Raw genomic sequence first — 23,877 nt, 5'->3', positions numbered from 1 at the left:
GTATTTAAAGTATGATATTATTTACAACTAAAAACTTTATATAAAAAATCCTGAAACTAGTTCAGGATTTTTTATATATTTTTATGCTTATTTATGCTGCGTTTCTGTGAGATTGACGGTATTTTAACCACTCTCCCACTCCTCCTAGTTTTTTTGCTTTATAGAAATTATTTTCTTTTCGGATACAATTTTCAATAGATGTGGTATCAACTGTGATAAATCCATATATAATCAACTTAAAAACAGCATCTTTTATTCCGTCGTAGCTAAACTCATCTTTGTGATTATTGTTCATCACTTCTGCAATAAAATGATCTATACTTGTGTATTTTTTTCTGTTAACTAGTGTTTTAAAAACGATTTCTTCCATATCTATTCCCCTTTTAATTATATATACAAAACTAATAGGCAACTACTTGATAAAAAATGTGATTTCTGCAGAAAAAAATGTGGATTTCCGTGGCTTCGAAAGCCTCAGCCACCGGACAATATAAAACAAAACCCCTTGAATTACTTCAAGGGGTTTTGTTATGAATATTTTTATTCTGTTACAATGTTTCTCCTACATATACTATTACATCATTTTCTTTGATGTCTTGAGGAGTCACTTCTGCTAAAATCTTAATTGTTTTATCTGATTTCAAAAACAATGGTACGGCTTTGTCTTTTTGTAGTATTGCTTCTATTTTCTCTGTAAAATCTTCTGAAGATGTAACTGTTAATTCATTCATTTTTGGAAAATCACGAACTGTTTCTGTTACATTAATAAAATCATCATTTGCCGTAAACAATACATCTGAATTCTCTAATTGTTTTGAAGCTACTTCTCTTGATGTCGCTAAACGATAAGCTCCCATTTCTCCATAGATATCAGAAAAACGTTCTAATGCGTATTTATTAATCACATCACTACCTGTCATAGCAATTAAATACCCCACATCATTTAATTCAACATTATTATCTAAATTATCATTATAAATATCAATATTAAATGCTTCCATTCCCATTTCTTTAGCTTGATTTACATAATCTTTGTTGCTATCTAATAGTATTACACGACGATTGTTTTTCTTTAAATAACTTGCTATTAAACGTGCAGATTTTGAAGCTCCAACAAACACAATTGCTTCTGACTTTTTTAAGAATACTCCAATCATTTTAGCTAACATTCTTGCCGTAGTTGCATTTAATAATACAGTTCCTAAAACAATCATGAATACTAAAGGTGTTATATATTCTGCTCCAGCCACACCTTGCTTCATTAACTTCGTTCCGAATAAAGATGCAATTCCCGCAGCAACAATACCTCTTGGACCAACCCAACTGATAAAGATTTTTTCGTTTAATTGTAATGTGGATTTGTGTGTACTTATGAATACTCCTAAAGGGCGTACAATAAAAACTACTAAGGCAAATAGTAATACTGTTTTCCAGTTTAAAATTAGTTGCAACTCAGACATTTTCATGTTTGCAGCTAACAAAATAAATAGAATTGAAATTAATAAAACAGTAAGTGATTCTTTGAAATATAATAATTCATCGAAACTTTTTAATTTACTGTTGGCAATTACCATTCCCATCACTACTACTGCTAACAATCCTGATTCGTGTGCTAATAAATCTGATAATACAAAAACTAAAAGTACCGTAGACAAGGATACTACATTTAATAGGTAATGAGGTACAAATTTTCTATTTACAATAAAGATCAACCCTTTAGCAAATACAAAACCTAAAGTAGAACCAAATAGTACAATTTTAAAGAATTCAATTAGTGCTGTTTGTGTAAATCCACTATCGCCACCAACACTTATAAATTCAAAAACTAAAACGGCAACTAAAGCTCCAATTGGATCAATTAAAATTCCTTCCCACTTTAATACAGCAGCAACATCTTTCTTTAGCGGAATATTCCTTAAAATTGGAGAAATTACAGTTGGACCTGTCACAATGATTAATGAAGAAAATAACAAAGACATTTCCCAACTTAGATCAAAAATATATCTTGCGAAAATACCTGCTCCGAAAAAAGTAACCACAGAACCTAAAGTAATTAGTTTTGTAATTACTGGTCCTACATTCCTTATTTCACTCTTTTTTAGTGTTAAACCTCCTTCAAAAAGAATAATACTAATAGCTAGAGATACGAAATAGAATAAGCCTTCTCCAGGAAATAATCCTTTTTCACCATTCCATATTGGTTCTATCCATTTACTTCCATCGTTAAAAAACTCTGCGGCAAAAGGACCTACTAATAACCCGATTAAAATTAAAGGTAAAATGGCAGGTATTTTCAATTTCCATGCTACCCACTGTGCTAAAATTCCTAAAATGATAATTCCTGCTAATTCTAACATTTTTATTTAATTATTACTTGTAAATGTATACTATTTTTAGTTGATAATAAAACTTTGATGCAATTCTGTTGCTGATTGTTCAAGGGCTGTTTAAATTGATCTATTTATGTTATAATTAATGTGTTGATTTACTGATTTCTGACTTCGACTTAGCTCAGTCACCAGACTTCGATAAAACTCAGTCGCCAGGCTTTGACTAGGCTCTGCATCCAACTTTATACTACTATATTTTGATTGCAAAGGTCCCTGAGGTTCTCGAAGGGCCATATTGACTTCGATAAACTCAATCGCCAGGCTTTGACTAGGCTCTGCATCCAACTTTATACTACTATATTTTGATTGCAAAGGTCCCTGAGGTTCTCGAAGGGCCGTATTGACTTCGATAAACTCAGTCACCAGACTTCGACTTAGCTCAGTCAGCAAGTATAGACTAGAATTAATTCTATTTATACTTCATCAATAAATTTCGATGAAACGTTTGGCTTCGTTTCCATTATCGTCGATAACCATTATGGTGTGTTTTCCTTTTGAAGGTTGAATTGGTAATTCATGATATTCTTCAGTTACCTTCATAAAAGTATTGTCAATATACCAGTAAATTTTAGCTTCAGGATTACTATGTGTGAGTTTGACTAGAATTGGATTAATATCTCCGTTATTATCTTTAGTAAGAGACATTTTAGACTGAATAGTTGTTGGATATACAAAATCAATTGTATTTTTTTCTATGGTTGAACATCCTGCTTTTATCTCTGGTAATTTTTTGTATTCTGGATTTTTTTGTTTGTAATAGTAACTCATTAATGGAGGTAAAATAAACCAAGATTTTGTAATCATATTATTTACTGATTCACATTCTGAATTTACTCGGAAATTTTCATCACTATCTAACAATACTTCTTGATGATAAATACAAGATGCTCCTCTAACTCCATTCTTTGAAACTCTTCTTATTGTTGATGGACAAATTGGTAATGCAATACAACCACTTTGCTTACAAATAGCTACTTCTTTTAAATCTTCAAACGGTTCTAAAAACCAAGTCGCTTTCGGTAATACATCAAACACAGAAAACATTAACGGCGCTGCGCTTCCTACACCTGTTAAATCTGGTCGTCCTTCACCATCAGAATTTCCTACCCAAACACCTACCACATATTTCGATGTGGTTCCTATCGCCCAAGCATCTTTATTTCCAAAGCTTGTTCCTGTTTTCCAAGCTATTTTTTGAGAAGAATCGTAGTATTTCCATGCTTGATCTGATAATGGTCGATTTACATTCGTAAGTGTTTCTAAAGTAATAAATGCCGAACCTGCATCGATAATACTTTGATTCGCATTTACTTTTCCAAAATCAACTTTACTGGTATTCTGATAGACAGGATTTACAAACTCATTTTTATAATACTGATGCTTTAAGGTTTCATAATGATTTACCGTTCCTGCATAACCTGCAAAAATTTTACACAAATCCCACAAACTCGCCTCTGCCCCACCAAGAATTAATGACAATCCATAATAATCTGCTGATTTATTAATATGCGTAATATCGTATTCTTTTAAATGATCTCTAAATTTTTCTAATCCATATTCCTGTAACATTCGAACTGCTGGAATATTTAAAGATCGTGTTAAAGCTTCATCAGCGGGAACTGCACCATCGAAAGATAAATCGAAGTTTTTGGGAGTATAACCTGCAATTTCCGTCGGAATATCTTTTACTAATTGACTTGGTAATAACTCTCCTGATTGTAACATATGGGCGTATAAGAACGGTTTTAACGTGCTTCCTGTACTTCTAGGAGCTATGATATTATTTACATCTTTTTGATGTTTTTTATCTGTTGGTGAATTTCCTAAGTAAGCTAGTACTTTTCTTGTATCTACATCTAATACCAATACAGCTAAATTATGGACTTCATTTTGTCGCATTTGCTGATAATGCAACTTTGCTAAATTCTGAACTTGTTGTTGAAGTTCAATATTTACAGTGCTATGAATACGTTTTCCATTATGCTTCTTTTTTACTTCTTGAACAAAATGCGAAGCTAGATTAGGTAATTCATGTGGTTTTTGTGGTAATTCTTCTTCTATTGCTAATGTGTAGGTTAAACTATCGATTACTTCTTCTTGAAATAACTTTTTTAATAATCGATTTCGTTTCTTTTTTAACCGTAGTTGATTTTTTCCCGGATAAATTAAAGATGGAGCATTTGGTAACACTGCTAAAGTGGCACTTTCTGCCCAAGATAATTGATGTGGTTGTAAACCGTAATATCGCCAAGCTGCCATTTCTAATCCGACTACATTTCCGCCGAAAGGTGCATGAGAAGCATATAATTGAAGTATTTTTTCTTTAGAATATCGAAACTCTAATCGTGTAGCTAAAATCAGTTCTTTAAACTTTTCTATATAGGATCTTTGCTGATTTTTTCTTGATAAACGAATAACTTGTTGTGTTAATGTACTACCTCCTCGAACCACTCTTTTGGCTTTTAAGTTTTGACGTAGTGCTTTTACAATGGAAACAGGATTGAATCCGAAGTGTTTATAAAAATGTGCATCTTCGAACTGAATAATACAATGTTTAAATTTGGTAGGAACAGAATCTAATTCAGGAAAACGCCATTGACCATCACTTGCTATTGTTGCACCTAACAACTCCTTATTATTAGACGTAACCACAGTTGATGTTGGTGTATTAAACAGCTCTTTAGGTAAAGCAAAATAATACCAAATAAGAAGTATAAAGAAGATTATTTTAAACTTATGTTTACCTAAGATTTGCTTTATTTTATTCATCTGCAATTTTCTCTTTCTAAAAGATAATTATCTCTTTTATTTCACTGCAAATTAGATAAAAAGTTTTAGATATTATAGTCAAAATGAGTTAACGATACCTTTATTAAAGTCTTAACATTTTTAGAGCTATTATATGAAGTATTTTTAATTTATATTTTTACAACTCTAGTTTTAGAAAACTTATCATGCCATCCATGTTCTGATCTTCCTAAAAAGAAAAAGCTTCAAAAGGGACATATCTACATAAAGACCTTATTAGAATTATTTCATACAAAATAAATATAGAAATTATTTACGCCTCATTAATTTTTTTAATTTTGATATAGATTTGAATTTTGACTCCATGTTAAAGTAGTTTGATCTCTTACTGTAGATGGATTTTCTGGAACAGCTTTATAATAAGGATTACCAACATCGAATCCCATTGCTGTCAGTTTTACTTTTCCTCTGCTCATAATATCGATTTTTGTATAACCAAAAAATGTTGCTGATCCAGGACTTCCTGAATTTCCAGCGATTACTTGATAAGTGCCTTTATTGCCTGGTTGCATTCTTTGATAATCATGTACATGAGCTGATAACATTGCAACTACTTCATTCTCCTCTAATTTAGGCCACAAAATTGGGCCATCAGGTATTCCTTGATGATCTGTATGTGGTTTACCATTTACATAATATGGTTTATGACCCAGTACAAAAATATGTTCTATAGCTTTATCTTTTTTATAAGCTTCAACTTTTTTAATAATCCAATCTGTAGGAATTTGTCCTTCTAAACCATACGGATTTTCTTTAGTTGGTGTATTATAAGTATCTGTATTCATCACAATAAACCCAATATTCTTTCTTTTAAATGCAAATGTCATTTGATTGTTTATACTATCTTTTCCTTCTACATATATTCTATCTTTAGGCATAAAGTTACTCATATATTTCATCCAAATTTTAGTGGCTCCTTTTAATGGCCATTCATCATGTTTTGGTACATTGTAATCGTGCCAGTATAACATTTCATGATTTCCTGGAACTGCTACAGTTTCTATACCCGAAGTACTAATTGGACTAAAATTGGAGTTGTTGTATAGCTTTACCCAAGCTTTTAATTGACTATTTAAATTAATAGTATCGGTTTCAGCAAGCACCATATCACCAAGGAAAAACAAAAGTTCTGGTTTACGTTTTAAATTTGCGACCTCAGTCCATATCCTTTTCATGGCAGATAAATTTGCAGTAGACGCATTTGTAGCTGTAGTATCACCTTGTTGATGTCTATCAACACGATTACATCCAAAAAAAAACAAAACTATAAACAATAGAATCTTTATCTTTTTGAGCTTTTTCTATTAAATTTTTAGTTTGATTTCTCTTTTTAGAATTACAATTTACAATACATAATATTGTTAGTACCAAAGAAAGCAGCTTAATAATTTTCATAATAGTTTAGTTATTTTTTGGTATGAATTACATTCTTAAATCTACAATTATAGGTGTTTTTGAAGATGTTTCATTTACATATAATTGATCTTGTTTTACAAACTCTATAATTACAGTAACAAATTTCGAATCAAATTTAAAAATCGCATTCATTTTTTCTTTAATTATCTGAATATCTTCTTCTGAATTATTACAGTTAACCAATAAGAATTTCACCTCTGTTTGAAGTGTTGAAGGTATATTTAATTGAATTTGAAAACGATCTACATAATTATATAACCAATCGAAATCATTTAAAAAATAAGCTTCTGAATGTATTGAAAAAGATTTAGGCTCTCTCGACTTTAGAAGTAAAAATCGTTGTTCATTTTTATATACAACTCTACCTATATCTCCCATGAAGTAACGATATATAGGAAATCTTTTTCTGAGTAAATTTGTTACTATTACTTTTCCATTTCCATCGCAATCTGAATCTTCAATTTCAATAATTAAATCATCTAAAACTCTAAAATGCATATCAGGTTCAGTATAATTCCCCCAACCCCAAATTCCAGTTTCTGCAGAACCATAAAGTGATAAAATTTGTTTTACTCCAAAAACTTTTTGAAACAATTTTGCATGTGAAGGCATTAAAAACTCTCCTGCATATAAAACTTTATTTAAAGGAAATTCTAAATTATTTTCTAAAACATAATTCGCTAATCGCACTAATTTTGTTGGAGTTCCCATAGCTAAATTTGCTCCAAATTCAATAGCTGAATTATAAATAATATCATAATCTGAAGCAGCACTTAAAGATAAGGTAGTTGCTTCACAACGTTCTAAAATATCATCTAAAATACCTGCCGATCGATACATGTTTTTGTAGCTGAATAAGTTTAAAGCAATAGTTTCTGATGTAAATATTTTATCTTTAACTAACTCTTTAGCTAATTCATTTCTTTGATGTAAATTTTCTTTTATATCTACAGGAAACACAAGTGGTTTGGCTGAAGAACCTCCAGATCGTACCAAATACACTCCTTTCTTTTCATTCTTTACATTAAAGTTTTTCTCCAATACATTTCTCAAAATATGTTTTTCCATCGGTTGTACTTCTTCCCTTTTTAATTTTTCGTCATAAAAACCTTTAAATAAAGAAGATTTTTTTACCAAATTAAAATGTGCTGAAAGTTTTAAATGTTCCATAATAATTTAGAATTTGTGTAAAAAGAAATAGTGACATTGATTTAAAAACAATCGCTTGTAATGAAGGATAAATTTAAATTTTTCTGATCGAGATTCTAAGTTTGAAAGTGCGTGTTTAATCCAACGAGAGCTTACCACTCCTTTTAATCTTCTATCGAAATAATCTTTACTGTCTTTAAATCGTGTTAAAACAGGAGGAATATCTATATCAATCCAAGTTTTGTATTTCTTTCTAGAAGCACTGCCTTGCACAATTCTAACTTTCAAATAATTACCCATCAATAATCCTATATTAGTGTTTCCATGATTTAACATAGTTCTCATTACTCTATACCAATAATCTATACCTTGATAAAAAATATTTTCTTCTATATACTTTACCTTTTCACCTAACTTTCTCTTTATAATCACATTACTTCCTAATCCCATATAAAAATTATGAGAAGTTATTGTTTTTAATGGTTTTTTAAATGTATATAACTCTTGATTTAACTGTTCTAATTCTCGTTCTATTTTAGAAATTTTAGGATAAATTTGATAGGATGGAAACAATTGAATTCCTAAAATTAAAAAATCAATACTATGTTCTTGCATTGTACGTTCTGTAACCTTCAGTAAATTTTTATCATAAACATCATCTGCATCTAAAAAACTAATTACATCTCCTGTTGTTTGTTTAAACCCGATATTTCGTGCGTAACCTACACCTCTATTTTCTTCTAATCGAATAACTTCAACTTTTATATTAATTAGTCTATTAAAATTCTTCTTAAGAAAAGTCATTACTTCTTTTAAACTATCATCTGTACTCTTATCATCTACAATAATAATTTCGTAAGGTAGTTTTGTTTGATTTATTAAAGATTGTAAAGTATCTCTAACATAAGTTGCCTTATTGTATAATGGTATAACTACAGAAAACTTCATGTTTATTTTTTTATGGCACTTGGAAAAATACTTGCTCCACTATGAACGTTTATTATACTTTTAGTAGAACCTCTATATATTCCTGGGCCAAAAGTTTGTTCATTATATGAAAGTAACATTCCTACAATGTTTAATTTGTTAGTAGTATTATGTTCTGTAATTTGTATTTTTTTCTGATCTACAAACTGTTGAATCATGTAATTTTTCCATTCATTTTGTATCGTATTTTCCCATAATTCTTTACTACATTCTGCTTTTACATACATATCAATTCCTCTACCACCGCTACTTCTTTTTAACACCCAGTTTTCTGCTGATTTAGAAAATTCTTCTCTTTTCTTTGAAGTATCTAAAATAAAAGAAGGAATTAAAAACTGTTTTAAAAAACGATACTCTTTACAAGTCATATAATCCAACATTATTTCCTCATTGTATAATACTGATAATACTCTTTTATCATGCACTAAAATGATGCTTCTTATATCACTGATACAGCGTTCACTCTTTACAATAGCTTTTAAAACCTTCTTATCTATTGTTTTTAGCTCTTCTCTGTCTAATTCTAAAATAAATTGTGAGGTTTGTTCTCCTTTATATTCTAATTGATCGTTTACAAAACTTAATTGGCTTGGAGCAACATCTTGAATAGAAAAACCTCTTTTATTTAACTCTTCAAACAATAAGTAAGCTTCAGTTCCTTTCTCTTTATTATGCAAGTAAAAGATGTTTTTATCTATATTAAAGTTTTTAAAAATTTCAGAAATAAAATCTAACTGAAAACTCACAGGACTCCAATCGTTTTCTAATGTATGTAACTCCTTTAAAACTTGAGTTATATAATAACTTAACATCCATCCATTGATAGGATATCGACAACCAATTTCACAAATTTTTGCTTGTCCTTTATCATCGAAAATAATATCAGGACGATACATTCCTACCTCATAAGGAAAGCTATCTGCTAATTTTAAAATAGATACTAATTCTACATCCAACTGATAAATTTGTTGAATTCTTATATCTTTATTAAAGTTCGATACTATTTGTTGTAAAGCTTTATTTAATAATTTGGTTAATTCTTGATAGGATTCTAATTGATGATTTGTACTAAGTAATGGTGTATTTTTAAATACAGAGATATCATGTGAAAGTTCACCAACATAATTTTCTAATCGTTGTTTATATTCTCTAATTGATACTCCTTTTTTAGACAATGTACTTACTTGATTAGAATCATAAATTATATTATTAACCATAATTTATTTTTTAAAATTCATCTTAAACTGCGAATTCTGGTTCTAATTGTTTATGTAAAACGCTCATTACTTCTGATTTTAAACGTAAGTAATCTTCTACAATTTCTTGTAAATCATAATCTTCAATATTTACATTAAATGCCTTAGAATAAGATTGTACTGAAGCTACCGCATGGAAAAAATGATCTTTTTCTGTTGGGCCACAGTGTACTTGAATCCAAGCTAAAGATTTATCAATTTCGTCCGAAGATAAACGCCCTTCTTCTTCTAACCATTGACGGAATAATGGAATTATGAACTCTACTTCACCATGTGTGTATATTTCATGAACTAAAGTTGTTAATAAACCTATCATAATATCTTTATTTCGCAATGAATTTTTATCTTTCCAGGCTTTAAAATTAATAGCTTCTTGACTTAAAAAATCATTTGATAACCAAGAATCGTCACTAGCTATACTAGTTGCCATATCATAAAATAACTTTGAATGTAAAACTCTACCTACAACAGCTAAATCTTCATCTACAATTCGATTTAAACTCGATACAGCTCTAAATAAATCATACTCACTTGGTACTTCTTTATTCTTATGAATTAACATTGTCATACGATTACTTAGCCCGGCAACAGTCATTGCACTATTGTTGGTTTGACTCCAACTTTTAAAGAATAAGTTTAAAGCGTTTTGATCTTGTTTCTTTGCTGTTAAAGCTTTAAAAGAAGCTTCAATTTTTGCAAATTGCTCTTTTTGTAAAGGGAAATACTTTAAAAGTTGACTTTTCAAATGAGAAGCTTCCATTTGATCAATTACTGGTGTAATAATAGAAATTAAGTTCATACTGTTAAATTTTAAGATTAGAATGGTTATTGAATTGATTAAAAAGACATCAATTACATTCCAATTTTAAAATTTAATTCAGTTAATTATCTTGATTTTTCCTCAAACGTATTTAATTCAAGTACAAAAGTTTATATTTTAATCAAGAAATTTAAATATATAATTTATTTTCTTTTACTACTAACAACTTTAAATTCTTTCTTTTTACAAATGAGTTTTCTTTTTCAAAAAATTTTAATACATGTATAAATTGTTGAGTGAGATTTTAAAGTCTTATCTTTTTTTAAATTTCATTAATTTTTTTCTAACTAAAGGCAATTCTTAAGATTGAATAAGAAATAAAAAATGAAAATGTAAATTGAAAGCATAAAATAACAAATTGAAATAATTTTAGTATTGACCATAAACACCCCTTTTTTTTATTTTTTATAAAAAAACTTTGAATCCATTTAAGCCAATGTACATCAGAAAAATCCATGCTAAAAGAAGTAAATAGCAATATGAGACCTAGTAAACGCATTACCCAAAAAGCTAATGGAATAGAACAAATAATACTTAATACCACTATACTAGAGGTATTAATATTTAGTTGATTTGGTTCGAGAATAAAGGCTTTTTCACCAGCAAACCAACCTTTATAAAAGATAATTGTTATAAAGCATAGACTTATAATAATTGCAAGTAAATTTTCTGCAAGAATCCACCGATTAACCCAATTCATATCAGAATCAGTAAAAAGCTGATGAACAGATTTTTTAAAACTTTTTGGTGATTCATCCTTATCTAAGAGTTTGTTAATTGCCCATTTACAAATCCAATATATAATAAGGCTAATAAGAATGGCTAGTGATAGATATAAGAGTTTCATATTAAAATTAAATCTATTTATTTAATTATACTTTTCTTAAATTTTAAGCAACTTTTTATAATTATTTAAAAATAAGCATTTTTTTATCTGATTTCTTCGGTAAAACATTTCTACAAAGTAATTAACTTTTTAAGAAGTAGAGGAAATAACATACAACGGTTCTTGTATATTATGTTTGTTTCCCGAAAGTAACATATAGAACAAGATTATAGCATTAATCTAAATACTCATTTATTTCACTAAACTTCTAGCCTTATCAAAAAGATTTTTTCCTTTGTCTTTTAAATTCTCACCTGCTTTTTTAATTTCATCTGTAGAAGTATATGTGCTTAACTTATCTATAAATTCTTTTAAATTATTCACTACCAAAAATATTTCTTCTGTATGCGGTACATTGTTTTCTTTTAGTAATTTTTCCCAATTCACTTGAGATAAAATAGAAAACATATATTTTGTTGCTATTTTGCTTAAGAAAAATTTATCGTAAACTCCATTAAGTAATTTACCTGATTCTCTAGTCTTAATATAATTAATTGATTCTTCTATTTTTTCTTTCTCTTTGGTAGATAATAAAGAACTAGATTTTAATTTTGTTAAAGAAGCTATAGCTTTCTCTTTGTCTTCAGTTTTTAAGTATAAGAATGTTTCTATAGCCCAAGTGATTTCATTGTTAAGTCCGATTTCATTGGCATCATTTAAAAAAGCTTCAAAATCTTCTAATGCACGTTTTTCATCGATCTCGCGTTTCATCATTAATCTATCGAATCCTCTAAATAAATGATTCAACGCATGAAAACCTAAATGAGTTTGTTGGTTATTTAAGTTTCCCCATTGAAACATTGCTCGTGTATAGTGTAAATCGACATTTTGATTTTTATCTAACCAAGTTATATTCCTTGAAATCTCATCTTCAGAAAGGTAATAGAGTTTCTTTTCAAAAAATAAAAAACCTCTAAAATAACTTAGTAATGCTTTTAATTCTGAATCTGGTAAAATCTCCGGATTTGTTTTAGAACATTCATATAATGATACTTCTTTACCTAAATCTTTACTAAGAATTACAATTGCACTTAAAACAGAATGCTCTAAATTTTGAACTAATTCTTTTTGTTTTCCTGAAAAATATGGCTGCTGTTTTTGAATAGAATCTCCATAAGTAACTCGTAAAGCATCAACTATAGTTGGAAACATATCTTCATCTGTTTTGATAATGAAGTTTTCTATTTTTTTATAATCTCTGTAAATACTTACATAATCAAATAATGATAATTCATCTGGGGTTGATAAATCGTGTCGCATTAATCGTTTAGACACTTTATCTAAAAAAATTTTAAAAGATTGATATTCTTCTGAAATAGTATCTATTGTAACTGCAGATCGAATTGCTATTTTTCCAAATTTATAAGGAAAAACCTTATAAGAATTTAAGCTTTTTTCAAGCTCATTTTTATCTAAATTTAATAATTCTACATCAGTTTTTATTTCTGTTGAACAATTGACAATTATCATAACTACTAATGATAATAATAAGATCCTTTTCATATTACTTTTCTAGAATTATTAATAATAAAACTAATACAATAGTAATCATTTTATGATAAATGAGTGTTTTTATAACTGCAACTACTTTAATCATTAATACTTTTCACTTTAAACCACATATAAACGCACCTTAGTTGCTTTTTTAAATAAATGCACTCATTGATTATATCAATCTGTAAGCAAAAATTATCTCTTTATATCAATTTAATAACAACCTTTAACAAACAACAGGAAAAACACTAAAAATCAAATATATACATTAAAAACAATTCGTTAATTTTATGTTAATTAATTAACCCCAAAACCCTATTATTATGAAAAAACAATTTCTCATTGTATTTTTCTTATTGTCTATTGCGGCAATTTCTCAAGAAAACAAACCTTTTTATCGTGGAAAAATCTCTTCTGTAGAGTACGTTTCACCAATCGTATCTAGAACTGCAGATTTAGTTCCTTTTGTTGATGTACCAAAAGAAGCTAAAGACAAAAGATCTATGGGGAATATTATTATTCCTGGACAAGATCCTCAAAAGCAAGACGACTTTTTTAGAAGAAACAGACATCCTATGGAACAAAGTAGAAAAATGGCAAATGCTGGATTAGTATTTGATACCTATTCTTCTAGTTCACAACCTACCGATCCTTCTTTAGCTGTTGGTCCTAATCATGTTATGGTAGTATTTAATACTGGATTTATGATTTATGATAAACAAGGAAACGAATTGTTAGGAGAAACTGCTCCTAACCCAGCAATTTTCCCATCTGGTGGATGCTGTGATTTAACCGTATCTTATGATAATGCTGCCGACAGATGGGTATTATCTTTTTTAGGTGGTGGAGCTCAAATTGCAGTTTCTGATGGACCAAATCCACTAACTTCTGGATGGTATATTTATAATATTAGTCAAATTAATGATTATCAAAAGTTATCTATTTGGAGTGATGGGTATTATTTAACCGATAATACAAGTAGCTCTAACAGAGTTTGGGCATTAGAAAGAAATGCAATGCTACAGGGAGATACTAATGCAGGCATCTTAGGATTTGACTTACCCAACATTAAAACCAGTGGTTTTTATAGCCCGCAAGTATTAAATGTTACAGATAATAACTTACCGGCAACTGGTGGAGCAACTGTTGTTTATATGCAAGATAATGCTTGGTCTGGAGTTTCTACGGATCATGTAAAAGTTTGGACTATTGATGTTGATTGGAACAATACAGCTGCTTCAACAGTTTCTAACCCACAAGAAATTACTGTAACTCCTTTTATTGGTGTCTTTGATGGAGGAAGTTTCTCTAATTTACCACAACCAAATGGTGGACCGACAATTGATGCTTTACAAGCTACAATTATGAATCAAGCTCAATTTAGAAAATTCGCAACTCATAATTCTGCTGTTTTTAATTTTGTCGTAGACACTGATGCTTCTTCAGGAAAACTAGCAGGTGTGCGTTGGATGGAATTTCGTCAAACTGGCGATAATCAACCTTGGTCTTTATACCAAGAAGGAACATATAATGCTCCTGACGGAAGACATGCTTGGAATGCTAGTTTAGCCATGGATGCAAATGGAAATATTGGTATGGGATATACATCTTTATCTGGACCAACAACGACAACCACAACGAGAGTAAGTTCTTATTTCACAGGTAGATCAAATGGAGATCCTCTAGGTACAATGACAGCTGCAGAAGGATTAATCGCAAATGGTAATCAAAATATTCCAGGCACACGTTATGGTGATTATAGTAAAATTGATGTTGATCCATCAAATAATAGTACATTTTGGTATATAACAGAGTATATGAATGATGGAAGAAAAGGTGTGGTTGGTACATTTGAAATGCAACCTGCTGGACCACCTGATACAGAAGCTCCAACAGATCCTTCAAACTTAATTGTTTCAAATATTACTTCTAGTGGAGCTACGTTAAATTGGACTGCCGCTACTGATAACGTAGCAGTAGCTAGATATTTAATTTCTATAGATGGAAATCAAGTTGGAACTTCATCTAATACTTCTTTTGATGTAACAGGATTAACTCCTAACACGCAATACACTGCTGCTGTTATAGCACAGGATGCAGCTGGAAATAATTCAGGAAGTATAAATATTATATTTACCACAATTGATGGACCATTACCGTATTGTGATTCTACAGGAAATAATGTAAGCGATGAGTTTATAAGTAACGTTACTTTAAATACGATTAACAATAATTCTGGAGCACAAGGCTATTCTGATTTTTCTAGTATTTCTACTAATTTAAGTGAAGGACAAAGCTATACCATAACTATTACTCCTACTTGGACAGGAACTATTTACAATGAAGGTTATGCTGTTTGGATTGATTATAATAATAATGGTAATTTTGATGATTCTGGTGAATTAGTGTGGTCTAAAAACCCATCAACAGATGCAACTAATTCCGGAACTTTTACTATTCCTAACGGTACTTCTCAGACTTCTGTTAGAATGAGAGTTTCTATGAAATATAACGGTGTTCCTACTTCTTGTGAGACTTTTACCTATGGTGAAGTTGAGGATTATACTGTAAACTTAGAAACTGGAAACGGTGGTGGAGGATCATCTGGTGTTATTGCTGGGTTTAGCTTTGAAACTGGACTTGAAGGTTGGAGTGACCCAGGAAGTGATTGTGCTCGTGTAAATAATGCTACAAGATCTTATGATGGAAGTTTCTCTATGCGTTTACGAGATGATACTTCTACTTCGAATACTGTTTCTCCTGAATTAGATCTTTCTGGAAATAACGAAATAACTTTTGAGTTTTTTGCTTTCATTAATAGTTTTGAATCTGGTGAAAACTTCTTAGTTGAATTCTTTAACGGTTCTTCTTATCAAGTAATTGGTCAATATACTGTAGGTGTAGATTATAACAACGAAGAATTCTTTACCGATATTATCACTTTAGATGCTGCTAATTTTAACTTTACTACTGCAAACAGATTCCGTTTACGTTGTGATGCAAGTGGAAATGCTGATAGAGTTTATTTTGATCAAATTACAATTAGTGGAGACAATGTAAAAACTCCATTTGTGCCAGATACAAAAAGCGAAAATACTCCTCGTGAAGAATTATTAGACTTTACAAATAACTCATTAAAGAATATAAAACTTTATCCTAATCCAGCTGTGAATAGTTTAAATATTGAAATCTTAAACGGTAGCTTTAGTCAAGTAACTATTTATTCTATCACTGGACAAATAGTTTATACTTCTGATAAAGAAGTAAGCGAAAAAACAACTATTGATACTTCTCAGTTCGCAACCGGTTCTTATTTCGTGAAGTTTGTTTCGGATGGTAAAGCTGTTACAAAACGCTTCATAAAAAAATAATATAAATTTCTTAAAAAAAGCAAAGGTCACTCGAAATTGAGTGACCTTTTTTATTTTCGGCATGTAAATCCCTCTATTTTAAAACCTTAATCCATTGGCCTCTAGTTCTAGAAATATAATCATTATCATACATGGCTTCAGCTTGTACACCAGGCAAATAGTAATCTCCTAAATATGATGCGTTTAATAACACTCTAAATGTCTTCGATTTAAATCCAGATAACGTAAAATAATTGCTAATACTTGCATCTCTAATGTCTGTATAATCTACTGCAGAAGAAGTAGTATTATTACCAAACTCTGTAAAACGAGTATTTACAACTTCCCAACCAGATGGTAAAAATTGTGTCAGTGCTATATTTTGAACTGTTTCGTTTGTTGTATTTCTAACAGTTATTTCTGCAACAAAATTTGTTCCTTGAGATAAGCTTTCAACACCGATTCTGTAACCATCTTTGTTTTTATAAACTACATTTACATCAAGGTTTTTCTGAATTACTTTCTCCTCTCCTACTGGTAAAATCCCTCTATTATACACTCTTACATATAATGGACTTTTAGAACTGTTATTAATCACAAATGCATTATTACTCTTTAACGAATTCATATCCTTCACAAATAGTGATTTTGTTGTGTTTATTGATGTCTTGGTTCCATTCCAAGTATAATTTGCATTAATACCTGAATTTTCTCCATTCTTTAACGCATATTGAGCCATAGCCAATAAACCATATGAAGTTGTTTGAGTACTCATCCAACGATCACTAGATAAACTTTCAGCAATATCTTTTGCTAACTTTATCGATTGTACTTCATCTCCTGTTAAAGTATACGTTTCTAACGACATTGCTTTATCTCTAATTTCAGAACCATAATTGTAATAATATCTTCTGCTATAATCATTACTTGTAATTGATTTTAAAATAGATTCAGCTGTAGATTTTTTTCCTATTAATGCGTAAGCAGCTGCCAAACGTCTTTTTGTTGAACTCGATATTCCTGAAGTTTCTCTTAATCTATTCATTGATGCTAGATCTGGACTATTGGCTAAACTTAATGAATATAAGCGATAAGCCTGAGCAAATTCATTGTTATAATATTTTGAAGATTTTCTCCATTTTCTAGCTTCATTTTTCTGATATGTTAACCATTTGGCTTTAAATCCAATTGGTAATGCGTATCCTCTTTTTTCAGCTTCCAATAAAAAATGACCTGCATAAGATGTTCCCCAACTATTAGTACTTACTCCTCCTGGCCAATATGAAAGTCCACCATTTAATTTTTGAAATGATGATAATCTATTAATCGCTGCTTTTATATTTCGCTCTATTGATTTTTTCTTATCTCCAGATAATTCAAACAACTCTGGGAAATATAACTGAGGAAAAACACTAGACGTCGTTTGTTCTACACAACCATGTGGATAACGAATTAAATACTCCATACGACTTGTAAAATTCATTGGAGGTAATGTAGATAATTCTATACTTGCAGAATTCGTTCCTTTAGTACCGAAAGTTGCTAAATCTAATTGATTTTCTTCTCCTGATTTTAATACTAACTCCTTAATTTCGGTAGTTACTGGGTTTGGATTTAATACATCTATTTCTACTTCGTAAAATGCCTTTTCACTTCCTGAACTAGCTTCTACTCTTACTTTACCAATACCTTTAAAATCATTTACTTTTAAAGTAAAATATGCCATTTTTTCATCTGGCTGATTGAATTGTAATGTTTGTGTTGCTTTACCTTCAATACTAAATGAAGGATCTGGTTTAACCGTAACTTTTACATTCTTTACATTTTCTTTCATTGCGAAAACTGTTACAGGTAAAGTAACGGTTTCTTTTGGTGTGATTTTACGTGGTAAAGATGCTAATACCATTACAGGCTTTCGCACAAAAGCATTTTTTTCGTCACTTCCATAAGCTTCTTTAGTACCATTTGATGCAACAACCATCGCTCTTACTGAACCTACATAATTCGGAATTTTAATTTCATGAGTTTTTACTTCTCCTGAACCTAACTTAAAAGGCCCTAAAAACGAAACCATAGGTTTAAAACGATTCGCTTTCTTGTTTTTACTTCCTGCTTTAGCTTCATCTCCACCAATACTTAAAATCTGATTTACTTCTCCTCCATAAGCTCCAATAACATCGTCAAAAATATCCCAAGTTCTTACTCCTAAAGATTGTCTTGCATAAAATGTCGACCATGGATTTGGTGTTTTAAATCGAGTTAAATCTAATAATCCATCATCAACTAAAGCAATTGTATAAGTCATTGCTTTTGCATTCTTCTCTTTAACTCTAATTTTCGCAATACTTTCTGGCTTTAATTCATCTGCTAATTGAATTTCTGGTTCTAATTTAGTCTCTGGATCTTTCACCAATATCGGAATTGCTCCATACATTCGAATAGGCAAATCATTTTTTGTCTGAGAATGTTGTTGCAACAATGAAATATTTACAAATACATTTGGTGTGTATGTTTTTAAAACTGGAAAACTAAAATCTGTTTGTTTATCTTTTGTTTCTACCCAAAAATGATCTAAAACTTGTGTTCCATTTTCAATAGTAATTAAAGCTCTACCACCTGCTGATGAAGGAAATTTCACTGTAGCATTTTCATTTACATTATAGGATTCTTTATCACTTGAAAACACAAGCATTGTTGCATTTGTTTTGTCTTGACTTCCTCTTTTAGCTCCGTACCAAGAAGGCCAATCAAAATAAACAACTGCAGAAGTAACGTGTTTACTTTTTTTATCTTTTACTTTAATTAAATAACGTCCCCAATCATTTTTATCAATCTTTAAATTGAAAACACCTTTACCGTTTGCATCTGTGCGTACATTCTTTGAATCATAATATTCACGTTGAGTTGAACCATCGTAATAAGATAATCCGTCGCTAGAAGAACTCCACCACCATCTCCAACTTAACTTATAAACTTTTACGTCTAAATCATTTATAATTCCTTTTCCTTCTTCATTTACAGATGCTACATTAAAAGCATATTCTTGATCTGTAAATAAATAATTTTTAGACTGTTGTTCTTCTGCTAAATTTAATCCTGCATATGATTTGTATGGTGAAACTTTGGTACTGTACACATCTGTACTAAAATCACCTCCATTTTCATAAACTTTAGTTATAAAACTAGCACGAACCATTCCCGGTACTCTAGTTCCTAAATCTGCTTTTTTAGTAAAACTAACTTTACCTTCATTATCTAAATTTCCAGATGCAATTACCGAATTAGTCGTTATTAATCTTCTTGTAACATCATCAAAAACATAATTATCATACTTAGGAAATTTAGTTGTTGTTCTAGAAAACTTAGATTCTATATCATATTTTAAACCTCTTGCTATTGCTCCATGTAACCATTTTACCTCTAACTCACCATGAACAGGTTTTCCTGATTTTACAAACTTATCTTCTGTTTTTATTTTAATTTTTAAACGATTTGGTTTAATCGTTTCAACTTTTAATACTTTATTGAACTTGGCTGCACCTACATTCACTCTTAATTTCCAGTTTCCAGTGATGGCTTCTGCATCTGTTTTAGGCGCATAAGTGTATACATTTAAATTATTCTTCTGAACAATTTTTCGATCTGTAATTTTTCCTTGCGGATCAACCAATTCAAATTTAATTGGATGTTTTTCAGGAATTGGATTTGCTTTATCATTCAACACAAAAGTTAAAAACATTTTATCACCTGGTCTCCATACTCCTCTTTCTCCATAAATGTATCCTTTAATTCCTTTCTGCAATCTTGCGCCTGAAACATCAAACTTACTCATCGACAATGAATTTCCATCATTCAACTTTACATAAGTTGTGCTGTTATTATCAGATACTTTTGCAAAATATGCTCCTTTTACATCATCAAAAATTGCAACACCTTCCGCATTAGTTTTAGCAGAAACTACAATCTGCTGTTGCAGATTAATTAATTCAACTTTAGCACCGTTTGAAGGTTGAGTACTTAAAAGATTGGTTACTGCTACGAAAGTATTATCGTTATTTCCTTTCTTTACAATAACTCCTAAGTTAGAAGCTAATAAGTTGGTGCTAATTTTTTTATTCCTGTAAAATGATTTTTTACAAGGATCTTTGCGTTCATTCCAATTGTAATCGTCGTAATAATCATCGTAATAATAACCATAACCAGCACGATCGTAATTGCGTGTATCTACTTCTTTTTTCCCGAAAACAATAGTTGCATTACTTTCTTCACCATCACAAGAATAATTAGAGTATTCTTTGTGATACGATAATTCAACTCGATACATCGCTCCATTTTCAATAGTAACTAAGTCTGATAAATCTACTGCAAAAGCATTTGGCTTACTTAAATGTAATCCTTGATTCGCTAAATTGACTGTATATTTTGCAGTTGGTCTTCCTACATAACGAATATTACCTTGATTATTTAAATTGTTGTTTTGTAAAAATTGAAGAACGTTATTCTTATAAATTTTGTAAACAGTAGCATCTACAGCTTTTAAATTTACTGCTTTAAAGTTAATTTTTAAATTGTCTGAATTTGGTAAAATAGTTCCACTTTTAATGAAACTTAATTCTGGTTTTAATTGTTCAAAATATAAAGTTCTAACAACATTACTTTTTAAAGTATAACCTTCAGTATTTTTTATGCCTTTAAAAACTTCAATATCTACTTTATTACGAATAGAAGCTTTTGGGTATACACTTATAACATTATTCTTTATTTTGGTTGTAAAATTTTGTTTTTGAGTATTTACAAACTGAATTAATCCTTTTAAATTTTGATTTTTACTAATTGGATCTGAAAAGTTAATATCTATTCTTTGCTTATTCTCATTAAAAACATCGAACGACAATACTTTAAAATTTGATTTTCCTGTAATTACCATTTCACGTTCACCTTTCGAACTTGAATTAACAACTGCTCCATTCCAATTTACGTTTACAGTTTTATCATCAGGAAAACGTTGTAAACTATCAATCTTAAATCGTACCGCGTTTGTGTAAGTATCTGAAGTGATATCAAACTTTATATTTTTCTCTTTTCCGTTGTAATTTGCTTTTACTAATTCTGCTATTTTTTTTCCTTCGATTACATCGCTAGAAGTTAAACTTCCTTCAATGTAATACCAGTCTTTATTATAAATCGAAGGAGCTTGTAATGCTACACTAAACTGTAAAGGTTTTGTTTGTAAAGCAATTGTAAAATCCTGAAGAGATTTATCGACATTTCCGTATAATTTATCTAAATGAAGTGTAAGAGAATACTCTTTATTACTTTCTAATTTTTCCTCAGGCACAAAAGATAAAACAGTATTATTAAGTTCTATTTTTCCTTTTACTTTTGGACTCATTGTAATTACATCATCACCAATTTCTTGTGCATCTACTGTTTTGTTCAAGTAAAAATCTAATTTGGGTAAAACAGAAATCATTTTTTCTGGATAAACACTAATGTACTCCGTAAAACTGGTTACATCACTCTCTTTTACTTCTGTTTTCTTTTTACATCCTGTTATTAAAACAATAAGAATCAACACATAAGATGATAGTTTTTTGATCATGTTTTTTACAATTTTTTTCTAGTTAACTGATATTCAAAGTTAATAAAATACCAGTGAAATAGATTTTAGAATTCGTAAATTTGCTGTTTTAATTAGTTAACGGTATTTGAAGACATGTTAGGATTACAATTTGATACGGAAACTTCTTGGGTAGATGTTGCAAAAAATGGTTTGCAACAACTTTTAACCGATCATGCATTTGCAGAACAAAAAGCCGCCAGTAATGCAGTTTCTATAATTATAAATTACTCTGAAGAAACAGCATTAGTAAAAGATATGAGTGATATTGCTATTGAAGAAATGGAACATTTTAGAATGGTACATAATTTAATGGTAGACAGAGGAATGGTCTTAGGCCAAGCAACTAAAAATGATTATGCCTTAAAATTACAAGGATTCTTCCCTAAAACTCCTGATAGAACAGAAGCTTTAGTTCACAGACTATTAGTAGCTGCTTTAATTGAAGCTAGAAGTTGTGAACGTTTTAAAGTTTTTTCTGACAATATGGAAGATGAACAGTTATCTGAATTCTATAAAGACTTAATGATTTCTGAAGCAAACCATTACACTTTATTTTTAGGCTATGCCAGAAAGTATATGAACCGAGAAATTGTTGATCAGAAGTGGAATGATTTACTTGCTTTTGAAGCCCTTATGATGAAAAACAGAGGTATTTCTGCTAAAGTTCACGGATAAGATAAATCAATTCTTAAAAACCTAGATAACTATAATAGATGTTTAGCAAAGAAGAATCAGCTAAAATTAGGAAAGAATTCTGGACGAGCTTTGGTAAATCGTTTCCAAGAAAATGGGTATTGTACAATACAAAAATCAAAGGATTTGCATTTAAATTTCAAGCTGATCGAAAAAAAGCTTTTGTCTGTTTAGATTTTGAACATCCTGAAGAAGTTGCTAATGAGTTGTTATACGATCAGCTATTATCGTTACGAAAAATATTAGAATCAGAATATTTACCTGAAGTTATTTTTGACAACGCTTTTCAATTAGAAAACGGAAAATATATTCACAGAATATACGTTTTACATGAAAAGAAATTTAGTATCCATAATAAAAATACCTGGCGTGATTGTTATGAGTTTTTTGTAGAAACTATGACTCAGTTCGAAATGTTTTATTATGAGTACGAAGATTTTATAAAACAAGCCATTTAATAATCTTTATTATCTCCTTATGAAATTAATTAAAACTCTATTCTTTATTTGTTGTTTAGCATTTTTTTCTTGTAGTTTTAACGAAGAAAACGTTGATACTAGAGATCAAAACCTCGAAAATCCAACAAATGAAATTGAATACGAAACACAAATTTTAAACTTACTAAACAAACATAGAATTGATAACGGTTTAAGTCCATTAGAAATTTTAGATATTATAAAAACTCAAACCGATGCACATACAGATTACATGATTAGTAAAGGTGATATTTCTCATGATAATTTTAGTGATCGAAGTAATTATTTACAGCAAAATGTAGATGCAAAAAATATAGCTGAAAATGTAGCATATGGCTATGGTAATGCTCAATCTTTAGTTAATGGATGGATTAATAGTAATGGGCATCGTAGAAATATTGAAGGAGACTTTACACATTTTAATCTTACTGCTAAGAAGAATGATAATGGGACTTGGTACTATACAAATATTTTTATAAAAAAGTAATTGACAAAAAAAGCAGTGAAATTAATTTCACTGCTTTTTTTT

The 23,877-nt window shown here is 29.8% G+C and carries 15 protein-coding genes; 4 read left to right on the top strand and 11 right to left on the bottom strand.

Going from position 1 to position 23,877, the window contains the following annotated elements; all coding sequences use genetic code 11:
- Window positions 1–91: 91 nt before the first annotated feature.
- The 10 genes from AC2TEO_RS00975 to AC2TEO_RS00930 form a co-directional block, all read right to left on the bottom strand.
- A complete protein-coding gene (locus AC2TEO_RS00975; protein WP_442266318.1) occupies window positions 92–370 on the bottom strand; it encodes a hypothetical protein in 279 nt (92 codons plus the stop codon).
- 178 nt (window positions 371–548) lie between these two features.
- On the bottom strand, window positions 549–2,357 hold the full coding sequence (locus AC2TEO_RS00970) for a cation:proton antiporter (RefSeq protein WP_442266317.1): 1,809 nt from the start codon (window positions 2,355–2,357) through the stop codon (window positions 549–551).
- A gap of 456 nt (window positions 2,358–2,813) precedes the next feature.
- Window positions 2,814–5,159 carry a penicillin-binding protein 1C gene (gene pbpC, locus AC2TEO_RS00965; protein ID WP_442266316.1) on the bottom strand — a complete coding sequence of 782 codons (2,346 nt, stop codon included), beginning with the start codon at window positions 5,157–5,159 and terminating at the stop codon, window positions 2,814–2,816.
- Between the two features lie 311 nt (window positions 5,160–5,470).
- Window positions 5,471–6,472: a metallophosphoesterase family protein gene (locus AC2TEO_RS00960; RefSeq protein ID WP_442266315.1), complete on the bottom strand. Its 1,002-nt coding sequence runs from the start codon at window positions 6,470–6,472 to the stop codon at window positions 5,471–5,473.
- 148 nt (window positions 6,473–6,620) lie between these two features.
- Entirely contained in the window at window positions 6,621–7,784 is a 1,164-nt protein-coding gene (locus AC2TEO_RS00955; RefSeq protein ID WP_442266314.1) for a phenylacetate--CoA ligase family protein, read from the bottom strand.
- 6 nt (window positions 7,785–7,790) lie between these two features.
- Complete coding sequence (locus tag AC2TEO_RS00950) at window positions 7,791–8,711, bottom strand: glycosyltransferase family 2 protein (protein WP_442266313.1); 921 nt, start codon at window positions 8,709–8,711, stop codon at window positions 7,791–7,793.
- 2 nt (window positions 8,712–8,713) lie between these two features.
- Window positions 8,714–9,967: a hypothetical protein gene (locus AC2TEO_RS00945; protein ID WP_442266312.1), complete on the bottom strand. Its 1,254-nt coding sequence runs from the start codon at window positions 9,965–9,967 to the stop codon at window positions 8,714–8,716.
- Between the two features lie 22 nt (window positions 9,968–9,989).
- Window positions 9,990–10,805, bottom strand: coding sequence for a hypothetical protein (locus AC2TEO_RS00940; protein WP_442266311.1), 816 nt, complete (start codon window positions 10,803–10,805; stop codon window positions 9,990–9,992).
- Window positions 10,806–11,109: 304 nt separating this feature from the next.
- Window positions 11,110–11,673 (bottom strand): hypothetical protein, encoded by a 564-nt coding sequence (locus AC2TEO_RS00935; protein ID WP_442266310.1) that lies wholly within the window; start codon window positions 11,671–11,673, stop codon window positions 11,110–11,112.
- A 231-nt stretch (window positions 11,674–11,904) separates the two neighbouring features.
- Window positions 11,905–13,215, bottom strand: coding sequence for a short-chain dehydrogenase (locus AC2TEO_RS00930; protein ID WP_442266309.1), 1,311 nt, complete (start codon window positions 13,213–13,215; stop codon window positions 11,905–11,907).
- A gap of 314 nt (window positions 13,216–13,529) precedes the next feature.
- Here AC2TEO_RS00930 and AC2TEO_RS00925 point away from each other — a divergent pair, with 314 nt between their 5' ends.
- Window positions 13,530–16,577, top strand: coding sequence for a T9SS type A sorting domain-containing protein (locus AC2TEO_RS00925; protein WP_442266308.1), 3,048 nt, complete (start codon window positions 13,530–13,532; stop codon window positions 16,575–16,577).
- Between the two features lie 73 nt (window positions 16,578–16,650).
- On the opposite strand, the gene AC2TEO_RS00920 is transcribed toward AC2TEO_RS00925, so the two are convergent.
- A complete protein-coding gene (locus AC2TEO_RS00920; protein ID WP_442266307.1) occupies window positions 16,651–22,158 on the bottom strand; it encodes an alpha-2-macroglobulin family protein in 5,508 nt (1,835 codons plus the stop codon).
- A gap of 114 nt (window positions 22,159–22,272) precedes the next feature.
- On the opposite strand from AC2TEO_RS00920, the gene AC2TEO_RS00915 reads away from it, so the two are divergent.
- From AC2TEO_RS00915 to AC2TEO_RS00905, 3 genes are read left to right on the top strand one after another with little or no spacing between them, the layout of a single operon-like run.
- Complete coding sequence (locus AC2TEO_RS00915; protein WP_442266306.1) at window positions 22,273–22,854, top strand: MiaE family protein; 582 nt, start codon at window positions 22,273–22,275, stop codon at window positions 22,852–22,854.
- A 38-nt stretch (window positions 22,855–22,892) separates the two neighbouring features.
- Window positions 22,893–23,330 (top strand): DUF4268 domain-containing protein, encoded by a 438-nt coding sequence (locus AC2TEO_RS00910; RefSeq protein ID WP_442266305.1) that lies wholly within the window; start codon window positions 22,893–22,895, stop codon window positions 23,328–23,330.
- 19 nt (window positions 23,331–23,349) lie between these two features.
- Window positions 23,350–23,835, top strand: coding sequence for a CAP domain-containing protein (locus AC2TEO_RS00905; protein ID WP_442266304.1), 486 nt, complete (start codon window positions 23,350–23,352; stop codon window positions 23,833–23,835).
- Window positions 23,836–23,877 lie beyond the last annotated feature (42 nt).

Source organism: Tenacibaculum aquaeponti (genome assembly GCF_057221555.1).
Note: the sequence above shows the minus strand (reverse complement) of the source record. Positions and strands in the feature narration are given on the sequence as shown.